The 20,554-nt window shown below is 55.7% G+C and carries 19 protein-coding genes; 17 read left to right on the forward strand and 2 right to left on the reverse strand.

What is annotated here, in order from left to right:
- Window positions 1–20: 20 nt before the first annotated feature.
- The 9 genes from rbfA (at window position 21) to G538_RS0107285 (ending at window position 9,912) form a co-directional block, all read left to right on the forward strand.
- On the forward strand, window positions 21–518 hold the full coding sequence (rbfA, locus tag G538_RS0107245) for a 30S ribosome-binding factor RbfA (protein WP_029068795.1): 498 nt from the start codon (window positions 21–23) through the stop codon (window positions 516–518).
- Entirely contained in the window at window positions 515–1,498 is a 984-nt protein-coding gene (truB, locus tag G538_RS0107250) for a tRNA pseudouridine(55) synthase TruB (RefSeq protein ID WP_051196685.1), read from the forward strand. The genes rbfA and truB overlap by 4 nt, the downstream gene beginning before the upstream one ends.
- A gap of 12 nt (window positions 1,499–1,510) precedes the next feature.
- Window positions 1,511–2,458: a bifunctional riboflavin kinase/FAD synthetase gene (locus tag G538_RS0107255; protein ID WP_029068797.1), complete on the forward strand. Its 948-nt coding sequence runs from the start codon at window positions 1,511–1,513 to the stop codon at window positions 2,456–2,458.
- 151 nt (window positions 2,459–2,609) lie between these two features.
- Window positions 2,610–4,535, forward strand: coding sequence for a peptidoglycan recognition protein family protein (locus tag G538_RS17315; RefSeq protein ID WP_051196687.1), 1,926 nt, complete (start codon window positions 2,610–2,612; stop codon window positions 4,533–4,535).
- A gap of 123 nt (window positions 4,536–4,658) precedes the next feature.
- Window positions 4,659–4,928: a 30S ribosomal protein S15 gene (gene rpsO, locus G538_RS0107265; RefSeq protein WP_029068799.1), complete on the forward strand. Its 270-nt coding sequence runs from the start codon at window positions 4,659–4,661 to the stop codon at window positions 4,926–4,928.
- 214 nt (window positions 4,929–5,142) lie between these two features.
- On the forward strand, window positions 5,143–7,353 hold the full coding sequence (locus G538_RS0107270; RefSeq protein WP_029068800.1) for a polyribonucleotide nucleotidyltransferase: 2,211 nt from the start codon (window positions 5,143–5,145) through the stop codon (window positions 7,351–7,353).
- Window positions 7,354–8,673, forward strand: coding sequence for a M16 family metallopeptidase (locus tag G538_RS0107275; protein WP_029068801.1), 1,320 nt, complete (start codon window positions 7,354–7,356; stop codon window positions 8,671–8,673). It begins immediately after the preceding gene.
- 28 nt (window positions 8,674–8,701) lie between these two features.
- Entirely contained in the window at window positions 8,702–9,466 is a 765-nt protein-coding gene (dapB, locus tag G538_RS0107280; protein ID WP_029068802.1) for a 4-hydroxy-tetrahydrodipicolinate reductase, read from the forward strand.
- The gene (locus G538_RS0107285; protein ID WP_029068803.1) at window positions 9,463–9,912 is read left to right on the forward strand and encodes a tetratricopeptide repeat protein; all 450 of its coding nucleotides are present in this window, start codon (window positions 9,463–9,465) and stop codon (window positions 9,910–9,912) included. The genes dapB and G538_RS0107285 overlap by 4 nt, the downstream gene beginning before the upstream one ends.
- Window positions 9,913–9,918: 6 nt before the next feature.
- Here G538_RS0107285 and G538_RS0107290 read toward each other — a convergent pair whose 3' ends face one another.
- Window positions 9,919–10,440, reverse strand: a complete 522-nt coding sequence (locus G538_RS0107290; protein WP_029068804.1) for a GNAT family N-acetyltransferase — start codon at window positions 10,438–10,440, stop codon at window positions 9,919–9,921.
- A gap of 32 nt (window positions 10,441–10,472) precedes the next feature.
- Window positions 10,473–11,939, reverse strand: a complete 1,467-nt coding sequence (locus tag G538_RS0107295) for an NAD-dependent succinate-semialdehyde dehydrogenase (protein WP_051196689.1) — start codon at window positions 11,937–11,939, stop codon at window positions 10,473–10,475.
- A 17-nt stretch (window positions 11,940–11,956) separates the two neighbouring features.
- Here G538_RS0107295 and G538_RS0107300 point away from each other — a divergent pair, with 17 nt between their 5' ends.
- The 8 genes from G538_RS0107300 (at window position 11,957) to G538_RS15640 (ending at window position 20,497) form a co-directional block, all read left to right on the forward strand.
- Window positions 11,957–12,757: a thymidylate synthase gene (locus tag G538_RS0107300; protein WP_029068806.1), complete on the forward strand. Its 801-nt coding sequence runs from the start codon at window positions 11,957–11,959 to the stop codon at window positions 12,755–12,757.
- Window positions 12,754–13,359, forward strand: a complete 606-nt coding sequence (locus tag G538_RS15625; RefSeq protein ID WP_051196691.1) for a dihydrofolate reductase — start codon at window positions 12,754–12,756, stop codon at window positions 13,357–13,359. Before G538_RS0107300 ends, G538_RS15625 begins: the two co-directional genes overlap by 4 nt.
- Before the next feature lie 9 nt (window positions 13,360–13,368).
- Window positions 13,369–14,298: a 4-hydroxy-tetrahydrodipicolinate synthase gene (dapA, locus tag G538_RS15630; protein ID WP_035833552.1), complete on the forward strand. Its 930-nt coding sequence runs from the start codon at window positions 13,369–13,371 to the stop codon at window positions 14,296–14,298.
- 8 nt (window positions 14,299–14,306) lie between these two features.
- Entirely contained in the window at window positions 14,307–15,992 is a 1,686-nt protein-coding gene (locus G538_RS0107315) for a ribonuclease J (protein ID WP_029068807.1), read from the forward strand.
- Between the two features lie 98 nt (window positions 15,993–16,090).
- Window positions 16,091–18,841, forward strand: coding sequence for an FtsK/SpoIIIE family DNA translocase (locus G538_RS0107320; protein WP_029068808.1), 2,751 nt, complete (start codon window positions 16,091–16,093; stop codon window positions 18,839–18,841).
- A 77-nt stretch (window positions 18,842–18,918) separates the two neighbouring features.
- Complete coding sequence (gene pgsA / locus G538_RS0107325) at window positions 18,919–19,518, forward strand: CDP-diacylglycerol--glycerol-3-phosphate 3-phosphatidyltransferase (protein ID WP_029068809.1); 600 nt, start codon at window positions 18,919–18,921, stop codon at window positions 19,516–19,518.
- Window positions 19,519–19,564: 46 nt separating this feature from the next.
- Window positions 19,565–20,077 (forward strand): CinA family protein, encoded by a 513-nt coding sequence (locus G538_RS15635; protein WP_051196693.1) that lies wholly within the window; start codon window positions 19,565–19,567, stop codon window positions 20,075–20,077.
- Window positions 20,078–20,197: 120 nt separating this feature from the next.
- Window positions 20,198–20,497, forward strand: a complete 300-nt coding sequence (locus G538_RS15640; RefSeq protein WP_035833554.1) for a helix-turn-helix domain-containing protein — start codon at window positions 20,198–20,200, stop codon at window positions 20,495–20,497.
- Window positions 20,498–20,554 lie beyond the last annotated feature (57 nt).

The raw sequence follows: 20,554 nt of genomic DNA on the forward strand, positions 1-20,554 counted from the left end.
GTCAACTGAAAGGAAGAGTGATGGTAGATCACCCACGTGCCCGTAGGCTCGCTGAGAGAATCCAAGTGATTGTCGCGCAGATGCTGGAAGGTCGGATCAAAGACCCCCGTCTCGGATTTGTCACCATCACTGACGTGCGTGTTACTGGAGATTTGCAGCACGCGTCTGTTTTCTACACCGTCCTAGGAGACGAGAACGAACGCCGTGATAGTACCCGGGCGCTGAACAGTGCTCGTGGCACGATTCGTTCAGAAGTGGGCCGTCAGGTAGGCATCAGACTGACACCTACGATCGAATTTCACCTGGACGCTGTCCCGGAAAATGCGGCAAGTTTTGACAAAGCCCTCCACGAGGCGCAGCAGCGGGATGCGGAACTTCAAAGAATCCGTGAAACTGCACAATACGCGGCAGGAGAAGACCCCTACCGCAAACCTCGTGAGCTCGACAGTGAAGCCGAAGACGCACCCAGTGATGTTGATGGTGACACTGAAGCCTCGGATCGGCCAACAGCGGAGTGACACCTCAGTCTCGACCTGAACGCGATGGTTCCACTGGCGCGACTCGCCAACGGCAACCCCGGCGACCCACAGCTCCTGATGGAATCGTTGTTATCGACAAACCTCAAGGTATGACAAGCCATGATGTTGTCGCCAAAATGCGACGTCATGCTGGAACGCGCAAGGTGGGCCATGCGGGCACTCTTGATCCGATGGCCACAGGTGTATTGGTCATCGGGGTTGGTCGCGCTACACGTCTACTTCACTACCTGACATCTGCAGACAAGTCCTACACGGCAACAGTTCGTTTAGGGATTGGCACAGTGTCAGAAGACGCGGATGGCGACGTGACATGCGTGGAACCAGTTCCAGAGTTGAGCCGCGAAAAAGTTGCGGCAGCAGCAGTGATGCTAACTGGTGTCATACAACAAATTCCGTCCAGTGTGAGCGCACTGAAAATTGATGGTCAACGAGCCTATGACCTCGTTCGTGCGGGAAAAGAAGTCGAGCTTTCAGCCCGCGAGGTGAGGGTGTCGAGGTTCGATGTCCTGGCAGTTCGCCCAGGATTCACTGACGCGGGTCAAGCAATTACGGACGTTGACTTTTCTGTGGATGTGTCTTCGGGGACCTACGTGAGGGCTCTTGGGCGTGATCTTGCCGCCGCTCTGGGGACATGCGGGCACCTGATTGCTTTGCGACGTACTAGTGTTGCCCAGTTTGCACTGGATCGCGCCCGAACCCTCGCAGAACTGGAAAAACTCGATGTCAACACGCCGCTTGAAACGATGTCGATGTCAACTGCAGTACAAGGGGTCTTTCCTGTCGTGGAAGTAAGTCATGAAACGGCTGTCAAGATCTCACACGGGCAGCGTCTGTCACCTGTAGACACGGATGGTACGGGACGGTATGCGGCTGTGAGCGAGTCGGGATCTCTGTTAGCGGTGGTGGAGGACAACGGTTCTTTCGGGCGTCCGGTCACGGTTTTCGCCCCAGCGGAGTAAGGAAGTGTTTGTGTGAAGGTCTGGCGTCACCTCTCTGAGGCGCGTGAGGGTAGTAGGCCCAGTGTTGTTACTATCGGGAATTTTGATGGAGTGCATCGAGGGCATCAAAGTGTTCTCGACACTGTTGTGTCAGTTGCCAATGCACGAGGGCTTGCTTCTGTCGTTGTGACATTCGATCCGCACCCTGCGTATGTTCACCGGCCGCAGGAGGCAGCCCCTCTTCTTACCGGTCAAAAAGACAAGCTGGAACTGTTGCAGGAGCAAGGGATTGACGCAACGTTCGTCGTGCCTTACAACTTGGAATTCGCTCAGCACACCCCAGAAGCATTTATTCGGACGTACATAGTTGAAGCACTCCACGCTCGAACCGTTGTCATTGGTCAAGATGTCCGTTTCGGGCGGGGGAACTCAGGCGACCTCACGACACTGAAGTCTCTAGGGGAAACATACGGTTTTGACGTCGTCGTGGTAGACGACTTTGGCTTCCCTGATGGCGGCCACCGGTGGTCATCCTCTGTAGTTCGGCAGTTGGTGTATGGCGGAGAAATGGGAGCTGTCACTCAGCTTCTCGGTAGGCAGCATCGGATGCGGGGGATTGTTGTCCATGGCGATGCAAGAGGCCGGGACTTGGGGTTTCCCACTGCCAACATGTCGGCTGATTCCTCCGGCATGGTCCCGGCTGATGGCGTGTACGCCGGGTGGGTTACTGTCGTTGGAGGTGGCGAGGAATTTGAGCATCTACCCGCTGCGGTGTCTATTGGAACGAATCCCACGTTTGACGGTCAGGAACGGCGCGTAGAGGCGTATGTTATCGACCGCGACGGGTTGGATCTTTACGGTAAAGAGATCATTGTCGAGTTCGTTGATCGGCTACGCCCTACGATCGCCTTCGACAATATGGAGTCTTTGGTGACTCAGATGCACGATGACGTGGCGCGTGCTCGAGAGATCCTCAACTAGTTTTCACCCCCGGTTTATATCGTTTCACTAAGAAACATTGGCCTCAAGCCGATAGTTGTAGAAGATGTGACTCGTTGTGTGTGTTCTGTGCCCAGAGCCCAGCACTCGCTCCAACGTTCGCTTTATGTTTTACAACACTCGGGGGAGTTTCATGCGCAGGACAACGGTAGTAGCCATTTCTTTGGCTCTCGCAGGTGGGGGTGTTGTGGCCCCAGTTGTGTCATGGCAGCCAACCCCGGCTCAGGCTGCTGAGGTAAACAGTGAGGAGATCTCGCTGGATGGCGTAGATGCGGACGCTTTAGAGATACCTGATGTTCTTGAGGCAGTGACCGATGAACCGGAAGTGCCCAGTAACGATGCTGTAGAAGCGCAGTTCCTCGGTGGCGTGGAGCCTCAGCAAGAATCTGTACCAACCTCGCAGGGAGAGGTTCTTGAGGAGAACATCGCAGCGATCACTGTCCAAGAAGATGTTGCGCCCTTCCTGCTCGCTGGTGTGACCTGGGATTCTTCGAGTGATGCCACGGTTATGGAAGTAGCCGTCAAAGTTCATGAAGAGTCTGGTTGGACCGACTGGCAGAGTTTGGAGATCCTCCCAGTGGGGGAGTCCGACGATCGTGCCGGGGTTGAACCGTTGTTGACGTCTGGCGCCGATGGTGTTCAAGTACGTGTTCTGACCTCATCAGGTGAACAGCCAGCTGACCTTTCTGTTGAGCTCATCGATCCGGGTTCATCTCCGATGGACACGTGGACATCGGGTGTATCGCCAGACAGTGCAGCCCTGTCCAGTGCACAAGCCGCAGGGTCGGTGGCGCGACCAGCGATTGTTCCGCGTGAGACCTGGATGGCTAAGGGTGCTGAAAAATACACCACGTGGCGCCCGGTGCAATCGGCGCGACTGAACGCCATGTACATTCACCACACAGCAGGTAGCAGTACCTACACGAAGGCTCAAGCAGCCGCTCAGGTGCGAGCAATTTACTCCTATCACGCGCGCACCCTGGGTTGGGGAGACATTGGCTACAACTTCTTAGTTGACCGATTCGGAACAATCTATGAGGGCCGCAAGGGTTCCATCGATGGAATCCCAAAAGGAGCTCACGCGGGTAACTACAACGACACAACCATCGGTGTCTCAGCGATGGGGAACTTCGAAAACATCACTGCCCCAACCGCGATGACGAACTCTATGGTGAACGTATTGGCGTGGAAAGGTGCCCAATATGGCATCAACGCGACTGGAACTACGACGTTGAGAACTGGTACCGCGAAAAGTTCTTCGGGGCGAGCAAAGCCCGGAAGCCTCGTAGAGGTGCCAACTATCGCAGCACACCGTGACACCAACTACACCGCGTGCCCCGGTAGGAACCTCACGAGTCGCATGTCGAGCATCCGAACCTCAGTGTCGAAAAAGATTGCTGCTTCTCGAGTGCCTGCTGTTGCCGCTCCCAAGGTTTCGTTGCTTTCTTCGAAGTACCGTCCCATCGCATTGAACACCAATGTCCCATTGACGTGGGGGGCGGTCAGCAATGCAGTGTCCTATGAGGTTGGTGTAAAACAAGCAAAGCACGGTGGACTCTTCTCGCCCGTTGAGATCGTGACGAATACGACCTCTCTATCGCACGTTGTGAAACTTCCTACTGCAGTCTCAGCACGGATGTACGTTCGTGCAGTTGCGGCAGATGGCAAGAGATCAAAGTGGTCTGCGTTTGGCACACTCACGCGCTCCGTCCCATCGTCTGCGCTTAAACGCACAAGCGGGACATGGACACGTGTGACTTCTTCGAAGTTCTACCGCAACTTTGCCTTCCAATCTCGAGTCAAAGATTCACGCATCAAAATCTATGGCACACGTGACGTCAGAACCGTCCAAATGGTTGTTGGCAAGGGTAAAGGATATGGCAGGGTCGCGGTATACGCTGGGACGAAGCGAATCAAGACTGTCTCACTGAACGCGTCCAAGAAAACCTATGCCTCCAAAGTCACTCTGAAACTTCCGGAGAAGTTCTCTGGAACCATCACCATCAAAACGCTGGACAATAAACCAGTGAGAGTGAGCGCAGTCACCGCAGCTCGATGAGAGTCGTATCTGGGAAGCCTTTGGCCAACCTGTTAGACTTGAACAGCCGTTAGAACGGCCGCGGAAAGTAGAGCTCGGGTGAACAGGCCCCGATGCGCCGCGCAACGAGTAAAAGGGAGAGCCGTGCCGCTCGATCAAGAGACAAAGAAGAGCATCGTTGCCGAATATGGCAGCACAGAGGGCGACACTGGTTCGCCAGAGGTTCAGATTGCACTGCTGTCGCAGCGCATCAAAGACCTCACCGAGCACCTCAAGGAGCACAAGCACGACCACCACTCACGTCGTGGACTGCTTCTCCTCGTCGGGCGCCGTCGTCGCCTCCTGGGCTACCTCCAGAAGATCGACATCAACCGCTACCGTTCGCTCATTGAGCGTCTCGGCCTGCGTCGCTAAATAATCGTCACTGTCCAGCTCGGGTCGTTTCGGCCCGGGCTGGTCCAGTGTTCGGAACAAGTTACGAGGTGTGACACCTTGTAGCAGCAACATCACACCCCTGCTGGCAATCCAGTTCGGTCCTCGGTAGTGGCCCCCGGAGGAAACTCCGTAGGCCCCGATCGAAGACCGCCGGATGGTCGGCCAGCACACTCCAAGAGAAATGGAGGGCCACATGGAAGGTCCAGAAATCCACTACGCCGAAGCAGTGATCGACAACGGTCGTTTCGGAACCCGCACAGTTCGGTTTGAAACCGGACGCCTAGCTCGTCAAGCCGCAGGTTGCGCGACAGCTTACCTTGATGGTGAAACAATGCTGTTGGCCACCACAGCGGTTGGCAAGCACCCCAAAGACCAGTTCGACTTCTTCCCGCTGACCGTTGACGTTGAAGAGCGCATGTACGCCGCGGGTCGAATTCCCGGCTCCTTCTTCCGTCGTGAAGGCCGCCCCAGCACTGAAGCGATTCTGACATGCCGCCTCATCGACCGCCCATTGCGCCCTAGCTTCGTTAAGGGATTGCGCAACGAGGTGCAGATCGTCGTGACAGTCTTGTCTATTCACCCAGATGAGGCATACGACACGCTGGCGATTAACGCCGCATCGTTGGCCACCCAATTGTCCGGACTGCCATACTCAGGACCTGTTGCTGGGGTACGTGTCGCGCTCATTGATGACCAATGGGTTGCTTTCCCTAAGTACTCCGACAAAGAACGTGCCGTGTTTGACATGGTCGTCTCTGGACGCATCGTCGGTGACGATGTTGCCATCATGATGGTGGAAGCAGAAGCAACCGAAGCATCGTGGTCGCTCATCAAGGACAATGGTGCAACTGCTCCAACTGAAGAAGTTGTTGCTGAAGGTCTCGAGGCAGCAAAGCCATTCCTTCGTGCACTGTGTGAAGCTCAATCCGAACTCGCTGCGAAGTCAGCGAAGCCACAGGTTGAGTTCCCACTGTTCCTCGACTACGAGGATGACGTCTACAACGCTGTTGAGGCATCAGCAACTGCAGACCTGCGTGAAGCCTTGACAATCGCGGACAAGCAAACCCGCGAAAACCGTCAAGACGAGATCAAGACCAACACTCTGGAAGCGCTTGCTTCACAGTTTGAGGGACGTGAAAAGGAAGTCAGTGCCGCTCTGCGCTCACTGACGAAGCAACTCGTGCGTCAGCGTGTCCTGACTGAGGGCGTCCGTATTGACGGGCGTGGCCTAGCAGACATCCGTACTCTGAGCGCTGAGGTAGAAGTTATTCCTCGCGTTCACGGCTCTGCCCTCTTTGAGCGTGGCGAAACCCAAATTATGGGAATCACCACCTTGAACATGCTCAAAATGGAGCAGCAGATCGACTCACTCGGTCCAGAAACGCGCAAGCGGTACATGCACAACTACAACTTCCCACCATATTCAACCGGTGAAGTTGGACGCGTTGGCAGCCCCAAGCGCCGCGAAATTGGTCACGGTGCACTCGCTGAACGTGCACTTATGCCAGTATTGCCAAGCCGTGAAGAGTTCCCTTACGCGATTCGTCAAGTATCCGAAGCTCTCGGCTCCAACGGTTCGACCTCCATGGGGTCTGTTTGTGCATCAACGCTTTCCTTGTTGAATGCTGGTGTGCCATTGCGTGCAGCAGTCGCAGGTATTGCCATGGGCCTCATCTCAGACACCGTTGATGGTGAAACGCGCTACGCTGCGTTGACCGACATTTTGGGTGCTGAAGACGCCTTCGGTGACATGGACTTCAAGGTTGCAGGAACCCGTGAGTTCGTGACAGCTATTCAGCTGGACACTAAACTCGATGGCATCCCAGCCTCCGTCCTTGCAGGTGCTTTGACTCAAGCCCGTGACGCACGCCTGACAATTCTTGATGTCATCAACGAGGCCATCGACGTCCCAGACGAGATGAGCCCCAACGCACCGCGAGTCATCGCAGTGCAGGTCCCCGTCGATAAGATCGGTGAGGTCATTGGCCCTAAGGGCAAGATGATCAACCAGATCCAGGAAGACACGGGTGCTGACATCAGCATCGAAGACGACGGAACAGTGTACATCGGAGCCGTTGACGGAATTTCCGCTGAAGCTGCACGGTCAGCGATCAACGCGATCGCTAACCCACACGTCCCGGAGATCGGCGAACGTTTCGTAGGTACTGTCGTCAAGACGACAACCTTTGGTGCTTTCATTTCGCTGCTGCCAGGCAAGGACGGGCTGCTGCACATCAGCCAAATCCGTAAGCTTGTTGGCGGAAAGCGTGTTGAGAACGTTGAAGAGGTTGTCTCTGTTGGTCAGAAGATCCAAGTAGAAATTGGTGAAATTGACCCACGTGGAAAACTCTCGTTGCACGCTGTTGTTGCAGAAGACGCCGAGCAGGAACAGGCTGACGCCTGAGTGGTCTGGCAACTTCCTCTCAACAGAGTCGGTCACCCCGACAATGACCTGAGCGCCTCGCAGGATGGAACGACTATTCGTCGTTCCATCCTGCCCGGCGGGGTACGGGTCATAACTGAACAAATGCCAGGGCAGCGTTCAGTGACACTTGGCGCATGGTTTAACGTCGGTTCGCGCGATGAAGCAGATGGCCACTTTGGGTCAACGCACTTCCTCGAGCACCTTCTTTTTAAAGGCACCGAGCGCCGTACCGCCTTCGACATTGCTGGTGCTTTTGACTCAGTCGGTGGCGAAGCTAATGCGGTAACTGGCAAAGAAAATACGTGTTACTACGCACGAGTGCTGGACACCGACCTGCCAATGGCTATTGATGTCATCGCTGACATGGTGACAAGTGCGACACTCGACGCCAGTGAACTCGAAACAGAACGCGGTGTCATCCTCGAAGAGCTCGCTATGAATGACGACGATCCAGGTGACGTTGTCCATGAAGAGTTCACTGCTGCTGTGTTACGCGGACACGAGCTGGGCCGGCCAATTGGTGGTACTGCTCAAACAATCACCGCTGTGCCACGTGATGCGGTATGGGCGCACTACACGCGTCACTACCACTCTGCCGGTCTTGTGATCACCGCAGCTGGTTCGGTAGATCATGACGTGCTGTGTCTCCAGGTCATGGATGCCCTCAAACGTGGTGGATGGGACGTCACTGGTTCGCAGGCACCTGTGAGTAGGCGTGATCCTTCACCGTTGTCGTTGGCGACAGTCGAACAAGACATTGTTATTGCCCGTCCCACTGAACAGGCACATGTCATTGTGGGGATGCAGGGGATCAGTGCTCTTGATGAGCGCCGGTTCGACCTGTCTGTCCTCACAGCGGCGCTTGGCGGGGGGATGTCCTCTCGGATGTTCCAAGAAATCCGTGAAAAGCGTGGCCTTGCATATTCCACATACTGCTTTGGCAGCAATTACACCGGGCTAGGAACCTTTGGTTTGTACGCGGGGTGTGCTGGAGCAAAAGTAGACCAGGTTCAAGACCTTATGGTCAAAGAGTTGGAGAAGGTCGCCGATAGCGGAATTGACGCTGAAGAACTCGACCGCACTAAAGGCCAACTCAGAGGTTCACTGGTCTTAGGCGTGGAAGATTCCGGGTCACGAATGAATAGGCTCGGGCGTGCAGAACTCACTACTGGTGAGTTGCTATCACTGGAAGAGTCTCTCGCTCGAATCAACGGTGTCACATCACACGGCGTGCAACTTCTCGCCCAGGAACTATCCGAACGCACCAGAGTGTCTGTCAAGGTCGGTCAGTTTTCCTGATCGCATGAACAAAAGGTGACAAAACATCATGATGAAGGTTGCAGTACTCGGGGCTCATGGTCGCATGGGGCAACAAGTATGTTCAGCGGTCGAAACTGCGCAGGACATGACGGTTGTTGCTCGTCTCGACCGTGAGGACAAGGTGAGTTCACTGCGTTCGTCAGACGTTGACGTGGCAGTTGACTTCACTGTCCCTGATGTCACAGAGGACAACGTTCACGCACTCATCGACGCTGGAATTCACGCTGTAGTTGGAACAACTGGGTGGACCCCGCAGCGACTAGCTCGTGTTGAAGAGCATCTCGCGCAATTAGGAAACCGAACTGGTGTGTTGATTGCGCCGAACTTCGGTTTATCCGCAGTCCTCGCGATGACGTTTGCGCGTCAAGCTGCACGGTTCTTTGAGTCGGTCGAAGTTGTTGAACTGCACCACCCGAACAAGGTTGATGCTCCTTCTGGCACGGCACGCCACACTGCAGCGGGGATAGCAGCAGCACGCCGTGAAGCTGGAATGTCACCCTCCCCAGATGCCACACAAGAGGGTTTCGAAGCGCGAGGAATGGACGTTGACGGAGTCCGGGTACACGCCGTGAGACTTCGCGGATTAGTAGCACATGAAGAGATTTTGTTGGGAAATGAGGGCGAACAACTCACCATCCGACAAGACTCATTTGACCGGGCATCGTTTATGCCTGGTGTGTTGTTAGGTATCCGCGAGGTCCCTTCGCGCCCCTACCTGACCGTTGGCTTGGAAAATGTCATGGACTTGGGGTTAGGGACACCGCGATCATGAGTCGCAAAATCATCTTCCCCGCTCTCCTCGTTGCCATTCTTGGTATCTTCTTGTGGGCAGTCTCTGGGCGCGTCATCGCCATGATGACCAGTGGCGAGCCCATCATGATTGCTTTGGCAATCGCCGGTATCCTCATCATCGCTTTAGTAGGTTACGCGATGGCTCGTGAGTGGCAGTTGGCCTTTACTGTGTCTGCTATGGCACGAGTTTTGGCCGAGCGTGGAGAGTTACCTGAAGACACCCTTCCACGTAGTCCTGGTGGGCGTATTGATCGAGAAGCAGCAGATGCCGCATTTGAACAAGCGCGCATCGTCACGCAGCAACGCCCGGAATACTGGGGAGCATGGTACAACCTTGCTTTTGCCTACGACGCTGCCGGCGACCGTAAACGTGCAAGGTCGACACTGCGCACTGCTGCGCGTCTTTACCGTTCCAGTGGAGACTAGGGCGAGTTAAGAAATCGCAGCAGCCCAGCGTTCCTCGGAAAACGCGCTTGCTGTTGCTGGTGGAATCTCAAAACCGCGTGTGCGTCCAGTGAACGTCAGACCAGCGGACGCGAGGAACTGTTGACGTGCTTGGTCATGGTGCGCAACCCACGTGACAATGTCAGTCATACCGTCTGCGCGAAGACGATCAACACACGCGGCAAGCAACCGCGAACCGTGCCCTTCACGCTGGGCATCGGACTTCACTTCCAATGCAATGAGACCCTGTGGTGTTACTGCAGCGAACCCCACGATCTCATCATGGGCGAGCGCTGTGACAACTGCGTGCGCTGCGTTGGGTGGCGAATCGATTGCTTGCCGCCACTGAGTAGCCATAGCCGCAGTGTCAAAGCCAACTAAAACCTCTTGAGGAAGCACCTGCGCATGCACACTGCGCCAACTTTGCGTCTGTATGGCAGCGATTGCGTCTGCATCCGCACTGATTGACGGGCGGACGGACACATCGGCATGTGGTGTGGCGGGAGGCACAGATCTCCTAGGTAGTGACGGTAAAGAGTGGGTTACTGCCAGGCAACATATTTTGTGGTGAGGTAGTCCATGATTCCTTCGTGGCCGCCCTCGCGTCCAAGACCAGAACTTTTTATGCCACCAAATGGTGCGGTGGGGTCAGAGATCACTCCGCGGTTGATCGCAACCATACCGGCTTCCAGTCCGTCCACGAGGCGCCACGCAATGCTCTGTGAATTGGTATAGGCGTAGGCAACGAGCCCGTAAGGGGTGTCATTCGCTTGAGTGATGCATTCGTTGATGTCGGTGTAGGTCATGACAGGGATGACCGGACCAAATATTTCGTCAGTCACGATAGATGCATGGTGCTTCACACGCGAAAGGATCCGTGGAGGGCTAAACGATGCTGGGAGGTTGGGGTTGAGGGACCTTTCGTAAAATAGGTGCGCGTCGCCTGTATGGAGAGCTTGTGATACGAGTGATTCAATGCGTTGAGCTTCATTGGCGTTAATCAACGGCCCAAGGGTGGTTCCTTCGATGAGTGGGTCACCTGCGGTCAGAGAGTCCAGCGCTATTGCTAACTTCCGCATGAACTCGTGGGCTACCTCGTGATGAACATAAAAACGATTTGCGGCAACACACGTCTGACCACTGGCTCGCATTTTCGCAGCCATAGCTCCGGTGACAGCTGCATCGAGGTCAGCGTCGTCATGCACGATAAATGGTGCGTTTCCACCAAGTTCCATGGAGGTGCGGGCAACGATAGGTGCGGCTTGCGCCAGAAGCTTCGCCCCAACACTCGTTGATCCAGTGAAGGACAGCTTACGGAGACGAGCATCACTCAAAAGTGCCGTACTTAATGCCGCTGCGTTATCGCTGGGGAGTATCGACACGATAGAACGCGGTAGGTCGAGGCTATCGAGCGCTGCTATAACGAGCTCAGCCCACGCAAGAATAGTGAGGGGAGTGGCAGAGGAGGGTTTAATGAGCACGACGTTTCCTGCAGCAAACGCTGGCGCAACTTTGCGAGTAGCCATTGCCAACGGGAAATTCCACGGCGTGATGAGCAAACTTGGCCCCACAGGTTCGTGAAACACAAGTTGCCGATGCCCGCCCGGCGCACGTCGGGCATCGCCTGGTATGCGCAGGGCTTCGTGAGCGAACCACGAGAGGTAGCCAGCTGCGTACTCGACCTCGGCTCGCGCCTCAGTCAAAGGTTTTCCGTTTTCCAATGTGATGATTCTCGCCAAGCGCTCACTGTTCTCCAGCGTCAACTGGTGAAGGGTGCTCAGGAGAGCTGAACGTTGCTCAGGTGCGGTGTGGCCCCACGAAGGCGAAATGGCGTGGGCTGCAGAAAGAGCATCACGAGCATCCAACCCACTAGCACTGTGAACTTGAGTGAGGAGTTCACCGGTGAATGGGTTATGCACATCGAATGCTTGGGATGTGGTTGACCACACACCCGCGACCAAGGGGGATGTGTTCTTCACGAGATCAGGTGACACCGAGACAGGGCTCATAGTGAGAGAATACCGGTATGTCTGTGAACTCTCAGTACGAGGACCTCCTGCGGCACGTCATGCGAGATGGTGCCCTGAAAAGCGACCGAACTGGCACCGGAACTCTCAGCGTTTTTGGCCATCAGATGCGTTTCAATCTGGCCGAGTCCTTCCCACTCATCACCACAAAAAAAGTCCATGTGCGCTCTGTTGTGGGCGAACTACTCTGGTTTTTACGGGGAGAATCAAACGTCACCTGGTTGCAGGAAAACGGGATTCGTATTTGGAACGAGTGGGCTGACGACGCAGGTGAACTTGGTCCCGTATACGGTGTGCAATGGCGGTCATGGCCCACTCCAGATGGTGGCCACATCGATCAGCTCAGTGATGTGCTAGACACCCTTCGAACAAATCCAGATTCGCGTCGCATGCTGGTCTCAGCATGGAACGTCTCTGAACTCGACAAGATGGCTCTGCTGCCATGCCATGCATTCTTTCAGTTCTACGTCGTTGACGGTCGCCTTTCGTGCCAGCTATACCAGCGTTCAGCTGACCTTTTCCTGGGAGTCCCGTTCAACATTGCATCCTATGCGTTGTTAACCCACATGGTGGCGCAACAGACAGGCCTTGAGGTGGGCGATTTCATTTGGACAGGAGGGGACTGCCACATTTACCTCAACCACCGTGACCAAGTCACTGAACAACTGTCACGGGAGATCCGCCCATTCCCGACCCTGGCGTTGACTCCTGCCCAGTCACTGTTCGACTACACATTTGATGATGTCTCATTCGACGGGTACGACCCACACCCTGCGATTCGAGGGCAGGTCGCTGTATGACCCTCCCCATGGCACATACCTACGACCAAACGACGCCCGTGATCGGGATGATTTGGGCTCAAGCACGCGGTGGAGTAATCGGAGCGAACAACGCTATACCGTGGCATTACTCAGACGACATGAAGCACTTTCGCCGCACCACCGCAGGGCACGCGGTCATTATGGGGCGCGAGACATGGGAGTCACTGCCTATCCGGCCACTCCCCAAACGCACAAACATTGTGTTGAGTACCCAACACAACTATGAGGCACCAGGCGCCATTGTGGTCGCAAGCGTCCCACAAGCCTTGCAATGGCTCACTGAACACCCCCGTGAACTCCCAGATAACGATGCCTCAGCCGCTCACCCAACACCCACCGCTTGGATTATCGGAGGAGCAACGATATATCAAGCGTTCATGCCCTATGCGTCACACCTTGAAGTGACTGACATACACCGAGATATCGCAGGTGACACGGTGGCTCCTCCCATTCCCTCCACTTTTCATTGCGAGAAACGCAGCACTCTGTGCGCTCCAGATGGTACCGAACTCACGTTCTCAACATGGCGCACGCAGTCCACCACTTCACCAGGGCAGCCCACCACCGACGAGACAAGGTAGATTGAGACTATGCCTGACACTTCGATGACCAAGCCGTTCGGATCCGTGCTCACCGCCATGGTGACCCCTTTCCACGCAGACGGAAGCCTCGACATCGACACCGCTGTTGCACTTGCAACACGGCTCGTTGATGAAGGCAACGACGGACTTGTCCTGAATGGAACGACAGGCGAAGCCCCGACAACCCACGCACCAGAAAAAGCTGAACTCATCCGTGCAGTTGCTGACGCCGTGGGGGAGCGCGCCCACATCATTGCCGGAGCAGGCTCCAATGACACAAAACACGCTGTCCGAATGGCCGAACAAGCAGCCGAATCTGGCGCTAGCGGCCTCCTCGTTGTGTCCCCTTACTACTCGCGGCCCAGCCAGCGAGGCATCATCGCGCACACCCAAGCAGTAGCTGACTCTACTGACTTGCCCGTGATGCTCTATGACATCCCCGGCCGAACAGGAGTGCGCTTCGCGCCCGAAACGTACATCTCACTCGCCGAACACCCAAACATCGTTGCCGTCAAAGACGCGACAGGTGACTTGGGAACAGCTGCAGCGAACATCGCTGCCACCAACCTGGCCTGGTACTCAGGAGATGACGGACTCTACCTGCCATTTCTGTCGCTCGGTGCGGCAGGCATCGTTTCCGTTGTTTCCCACCTTGCCACCCCAGAATTTGTCACCTTGACCAAACAATTCGAAACGGGACGCCACCACGAAGCAGTGGCAACCTCTCAACGCCTCGCCCCACTGATCTCCGCTGTCATGGACGCAGGGTTCGGCGTGGTCACGGTCAAGGCCGCACTCCGACTTGTGGGGGCTATCCCTCACGACACACTGCGCTTGCCCCAGGTAAACGCAACAGAATCTGACATCGCGACTCTAACCGACGCTTTAACAGCGTACGGATTACTTGGCGCCGTCGCGTCGCCGACCAATCAACCCTAGGAGGGTATGTGAGTCATCCTCACCCTGATCTGCCGACACCACCACCACTAGCTGCAGGCGCCCTACGCGTCGTTGCACTCGGTGGACTCGGCGAGATCGGCCGTAACATGTCAGTCCTCGAATACGATGGCCGACTCCTCATCATCGACTGCGGTGTCCTCTTCCCAGAAGACCACCAACCAGGCGTGGACCTCATCCTGCCCGACTTCAGCTACCTGCAAGGACGCCTTGACGACATCGAGGCAATAGTCCTGACACATGGCCACGAAGACCACATTGGTGGGGTTCCATATCTCCTGCGCCAACGCCGAGACATCCCCATCATCGGGTCACGGCTCACCCTGGCATTCATCGAAGCCAAACTCAAAGAACACCGCATCACGCCCACCACCGTACTGGTCGCTGAAGAACAAAAAATTAAACGAGGCGTCTTTGACCTCGAGTTCGTTGCCGTCAACCACTCCATCCCTGACGCGCTCGCAGTTGCTGTTACCACTCCAGCAGGCACGGTGTTGAACACAGGTGACTTCAAGATGGATCAGTTGCCTCTGGACGGGCGGATCACCGACCTGCGCGCCTTCGCACGACTTGGTGAACAAGGTGTTGACCTCTTCATGGTTGACTCGACAAACGCAGAAGTCCCTGGGTTTGTTACCGCGGAACGCGAAATTGGCCCAGTGTTGTCAAACGTCTTCCGCCAAAGTGAAGGGCGCGTTGTTGTTGCGTCGTTCGCATCTCACGTGCACCGCATTCAGCAAGTCTTTGACGCTGCCCATGAACACGGCCGAAAGGTCGCCCTGGTCGGGCGGTCCATGGTGCGCAACATGGGGATCGCCGCTGAACTTGGCTACCTCAATATCCCAGCAGGTGTGCTAGTGGATATGAAGGACCTTGATGCACTGCCCGATGACCGCATCGTACTCATGTGTACAGGCTCCCAAGGCGAGCCAATGGCTGCACTTTCGCGCATCGCTAACCAGTCCCACCGTATTTCGGTAGGGCAAGGCGACACGGTGATCTTTGCCTCCTCACTTATCCCCGGCAATGAGTCATCGGTGTATCGGGTGATCAACGGGCTCATGAGGCTTGGAGCCAAAGTTGTGCACTCAGGCAACGCTAAGGTGCACGTCTCGGGGCACGCCCCAGAGGGCGAGCTCACGTACTGCTACAACATTATTCGCCCCAAGAACGTGATGCCTATTCACGGTGAAGTCCGCCACCTCATCGCCAACGGTGCTATCGCTGTGCGCACGGGAGTTCCCGCGCAAAACGTTATCCTCGCTGAGGATGGTGTGGTTGTTGACCTCATCGATGGGCAAGCGTCCATCGTTGGAGCAGTGCCGTGCGGATACGTTTTTGTGGATGGTTCCAGTGTCGGTGAGATTACTGAAGCCGAGTTAAAAGATCGCACGATCCTCTCCGAAGAGGGGTTTGTCTCATTGTTTGCCGTTGTCGACTCATCGACGGGGAAGGTTGTGGGGGGTCCTCAGATCCTTGCACGTGGCTTCGCAGAAGACGCTTCCGTGTTCGACGACATCCGGCCTCAACTCGTGGCCGCCATTGAACAGTCCGCAGCAACCGGCAATGCTGATGTTCACCAACTGCAGCAAGTCATGCGCAGAACCGTTGGGCGCTGGATCGCTACGAAATTGCGCAGAAAACCGATGATCATCCCAGTTGTCGTTGAAGCGTAGAGCACTACGACCACACCGTTTGGTGTGCGCATCACAGTTGTCCTGGACACAGGCACAAATGCGCACACCAAACGCCAAGTAAAGCTAGATTGAGACCTATGGCCCCGCGTTCCCGATCGTCATCCTCCACGAAACGTTCCTCGCCGACCCGAGCGCGGTCCACCGCTAGTGGGTCACGTGGCACAGCGGGTGATAAAACTCGCCCGTTACCGACCACTGAGTCTGGAGCTGGGCCAGACCACGCGTTGGATGCTTTTGGTTTGGTGCTGATCGCCGCGGCAATTGCCAGCGCTACAGCAGAGTGGTTTGGAGTGGATGCTCCAGTTGCTCATTGGTTGCACATCGCCGCGACATTCGTGGTCGGAGCGTTGTCTTTCATGATTCCCGTTGTGCTTGCTGTGTGGGCTCTGCGGATCTTAACGCGTAGACAACGCCAAGAACGCACTCAACGCGTCACGATCGGCGTCGCGTGCATGCTCCTAGCAGTGACCGGAATCGTTCATGTGACCCAAGATTTCCCAAGTCTATTGGATGGCGTAGAGCAATTCAGTGAAGCTGGGGGAGTGCTGGGCTTTCTGCTGGGGTATCCGCTAGCAGTTGGTTTAACACCTATCCCCGCTGTGCTCATTTTGTTAGTCGTAGGCTTTTTTGGCGTACTTGTGACAACAAAAACACCCGTATCAGCCATTCCGCAGCGCCTTTCGGCTGCTCGGGAATGGCTATTTGGCGCTCCCCAAGAACACCAACCTGAGAGCGAAGACGCACTAGAATTCGCTGACGGGGTTTCCCGCCATGACGGTAACGAACCTTCTCCAGTTGCGCCGTCCCGTGCGAAAACTGGCTTGTTCGGTCGAGGGAAAAAGAACAAAACTTCAGCCGAAGGAAACACCAAAGTTCTGCCTCGATACGCGGGCGATGAGGCGTTTACTCGAGCATTGGAGGCTGAGGAACGGCGCCAAGCTGAACAAGATGCAGAGGACCTAGCGAACTCCGAAGCGCCGACTCCGAAGAAAAAGCGTGCATTGCGCCGGCCACCGCCGCCTCCTGTTAGCGCGAACACGCCTTCAGAAGCACCGCCTAAGCCTTCAGCCGCTGCGACCCAGGTGATCGCCGGTGCGACCCAGGGTGATGACGGAATTCTTCTTGACCCTGACGTAGCTGATGACAGCGACCTGCCAGCGCCGTCTCCTCGCGCAGTTGAGCCACCGCCTGCATCATCAGGTGTACCTCGCGGCGAACAACCCATGCTCGATGGTGACACGGTTTACCTCCTTCCCGATGAAGATGTGCTGCAACGTGGTGCGCCGCATAAGACCCGATCCGCAGCAAATGATCGAGTCGTCGAGTCGCTCACCCAAGTGTTTGAACAGTTCGGTATTGACGCCACCGTGACGGGCTTTATGCGTGGACCTACAGTCACGCGCTATGAAGTAGAAGTAGGCCCAGGCCTCAAAGTTGAGCGAGTGACGGCGCTGTCGAAGAACATTGCGTACGCTGTTGCTTCCGCAGACGTGCGCATTTTGTCCCCCATCCCCGGCAAATCAGCCATCGGAATTGAGATTCCAAACTCCGACCGTGAAACTGTCATGCTCGGGGATGTCCTGCGATCCTCCGTGTCCCGCAAGTCTGAGCACCCCATGGTGATGGGCGTTGGTAAGGACGTGGAGGGGGGGTACGTTGTTGCCAACCTGGCCAAAATGCCACACATCTTGGTTGCTGGCGCGACAGGTGCTGGAAAGTCGAGTTTCGTCAACTCGATGATCACGTCAATTTTGATGCGATCCACTCCAGACCAAGTCCGCATGATTTTGGTTGACCCCAAGCGTGTGGAGTTGACGATCTATGACGGCATTCCTCACTTGATCACCCCCATTATCACCAACCCGAAAAAGGCCGCTGAGGCATTGGAATGGGTTGTGCGTGAGATGGATGCGCGTTACGACGACCTGGCCATGTTTGGGTTCAAACACATTGACGACTTCAACAGTGCTGTACGAGCCGGGAAAGTTAAGCCGCTGCCTGGGTCGGAGCGGAAAATCGCACCGTACCCCTACCTTCTCGTTGTGGTCGATGAGTTAGCGGATCTCATGATGGTTGCTCCACGTGACGTGGAAGCCTCGATTCAACGCATCACACAGTTGGCACGTGCTGCGGGCATCCACTTGGTGTTGGCTACCCAACGCCCCTCAGTGGACGTGGTGACGGGGCTTATCAAGGCTAATGTGCCTTCGCGCCTTGCTTTCGCAACCTCATCGCTTGCCGATTCACGTGTTGTCCTTGACCAACCGGGTGCGGAGAAGCTGATTGGGCAGGGCGATGCGTTGTTCCTGCCGATGGGTTCATCAAAGCCGATGCGTGTTCAAGGCGCGTGGGTCAATGAGTCGGAGATTCACAAGGTCGTTGAGCACGTCAAAACCCAGCTGAAACCGATATACCGCGAAGACGTGGCCCAAGTGGCAGCGAAAAAGGTTGTTGATGACGACATTGGAGACGACCTCGATGTCCTGTTGCAGGCTGCTGAACTTGTTGTGAACACCCAGTTCGGGTCGACCTCGATGCTTCAACGGAAACTGCGTGTCGGTTTTGCTAAGGCTGGGCGTCTGATGGATCTTCTGGAGTCCCGCGAAATCGTTGGTCCTTCAGAAGGCTCCAAAGCTCGTGAGGTTCTGGTTAAGCCAGAAGACTTGCCCGGAACGCTCGCCCTCTTGCGAGGGGAGCCCTCACCATCGTCGACGAATGAGTCAGCAGACTACAGCGAAGGAATCGACGGGCATATGCCCGCAGTTGCTGAGGACTATCATGACTCTGCAGACACTGAAGATGACGGGTGGAGCGGTCCGGTGCGCTAATTCCTTCCGGGGATACCTAGTATGCTGGCGTCTCAGTATGTAATCAGGCTCCGTGCCTCCAACTGACAGGGTGTGACGTGACGGAAGAAAACCGCGAGCAGGCGCAGGCCCACTGGTGGAATATCGCGAATATCATCACGATGATTCGTATCGCGATGGTTCCGTTTTTTGTCGCTGCGCTGCTTGTCGAGGACTCTGTTGCCTGGCGAATCGCAGCGCTAGTGATCTTCCTCGTCGCGTCATTGACGGACAAACTTGATGGGCATCTCGCTCGTTCTCGAGGACTGATCACTGATCTGGGGAAAATTCTTGACCCGATCGCGGATAAAGTCCTCACCGGCGCAGCATTGGTTGTCCTTTCTCTTTTGGGTGAACTGCCATGGTGGGTAACGATCGTCATTTTGGGCCGTGAGGCTGCCATCACGTTGATGCGGTTCATCGTTATTCGGTATGTCGTTCTCCCGGCTTCTCGTGGTGGAAAAATCAAGACGGTAACGCAGATAGCCGCTATTTCAGCATGGCTACTCCCGCTGTCGATACTGCCTGGTGCTGTGACCGTCATCGCCTGGATACTGATGATTGCCGCTGTAGTCGTGACTGTCTACACAGGCCTGGACTATATGGTCCAAGGCTTGCGAGTATTTCGTGCGGGACAGCGCGATGGTGATAGTAAGTAACGTCAGCCGTGTGCAGTTTGATGCAGCGCGATGCTGTATCCATGCCATGGCGCGCAGTGGGCAGACGCTTGTTGCCGCGGAGTCTCTCACGGGTGGCTTGGTTGCTGACGCTTTTATCCAAGTACCTGGTGCTTCGCACGTGTTCCTCGCTGGATTAGTCACTTACGCAACGACGATGAAAACATCCTTGCTGGGCGTTGATCCGCGTCTATTAGCTGAGCGTGGTGCAGTGGATCCTGATGTGGCAAGTGCGATGGCCGTAGGGGCTCGTCTACGTACTGGAGCTGACGTTGCGGTAGCAACGACAGGTGTTGCTGGCCCAGAACCACAGGATGGCAAGCCCGTTGGCTTGGTCTATATTGCGCTAGCTGATGGCCGCGGGGTGCGCGTCCATGAGGTGAACTGTGCAGAACTCACAACAGAAGCCTCAGGTCGTGATGAAATCCGCCGATACGCTACATACGAGGCTGTGAAACTCGTGCATCACTACTGGCGTCCATCCGATGGAAGAAAATGTGACGACTTACATACGTGCAGTACTGTAACCAGGGAACAATAAGCCCGTGGCAATAGTTGAATTCTGTAGCACGTGATGGAAGGCTCTTCAGAGTACTTTCAGCAAGACTTGCTACAGTCATCATGACAAGATAGACACATGGGCACGGGAGGAGGTAGCCAGATGGTCGTATTACGCCGAGAAATCGGAGACGTACTGCGCAGCGCTCGGCAACGTCAAGGTCGTACACTCCGCGAAGTGTCCTCAGCAGCGCGAGTGTCATTAGGCTATTTGAGTGAAGTTGAACGTGGGCAGAAAGAAGCCTCGTCAGAATTGCTCGGATCAATTTGTGATGCTTTAGACACGCCGCTGTCGCTGATTCTTCGCGAAGTGAGTGACCGCGTGGCGGTAGCGGAAGGCCTGGACATTCCAGACACCATTCCCGCCGACATGGTCATGGATCGCGTACCGGCTCGAGTGTAGCCGCACCACAACAGAACACTGCGTTCTTAACAAATGGGGAGCCACATACATGGGTCC

Origin of the sequence: Jonesia quinghaiensis DSM 15701 (assembly GCF_000423205.1) — a bacterium.
GTDB lineage: Bacteria > Actinomycetota > Actinomycetes > Actinomycetales > Cellulomonadaceae > Jonesia > Jonesia quinghaiensis.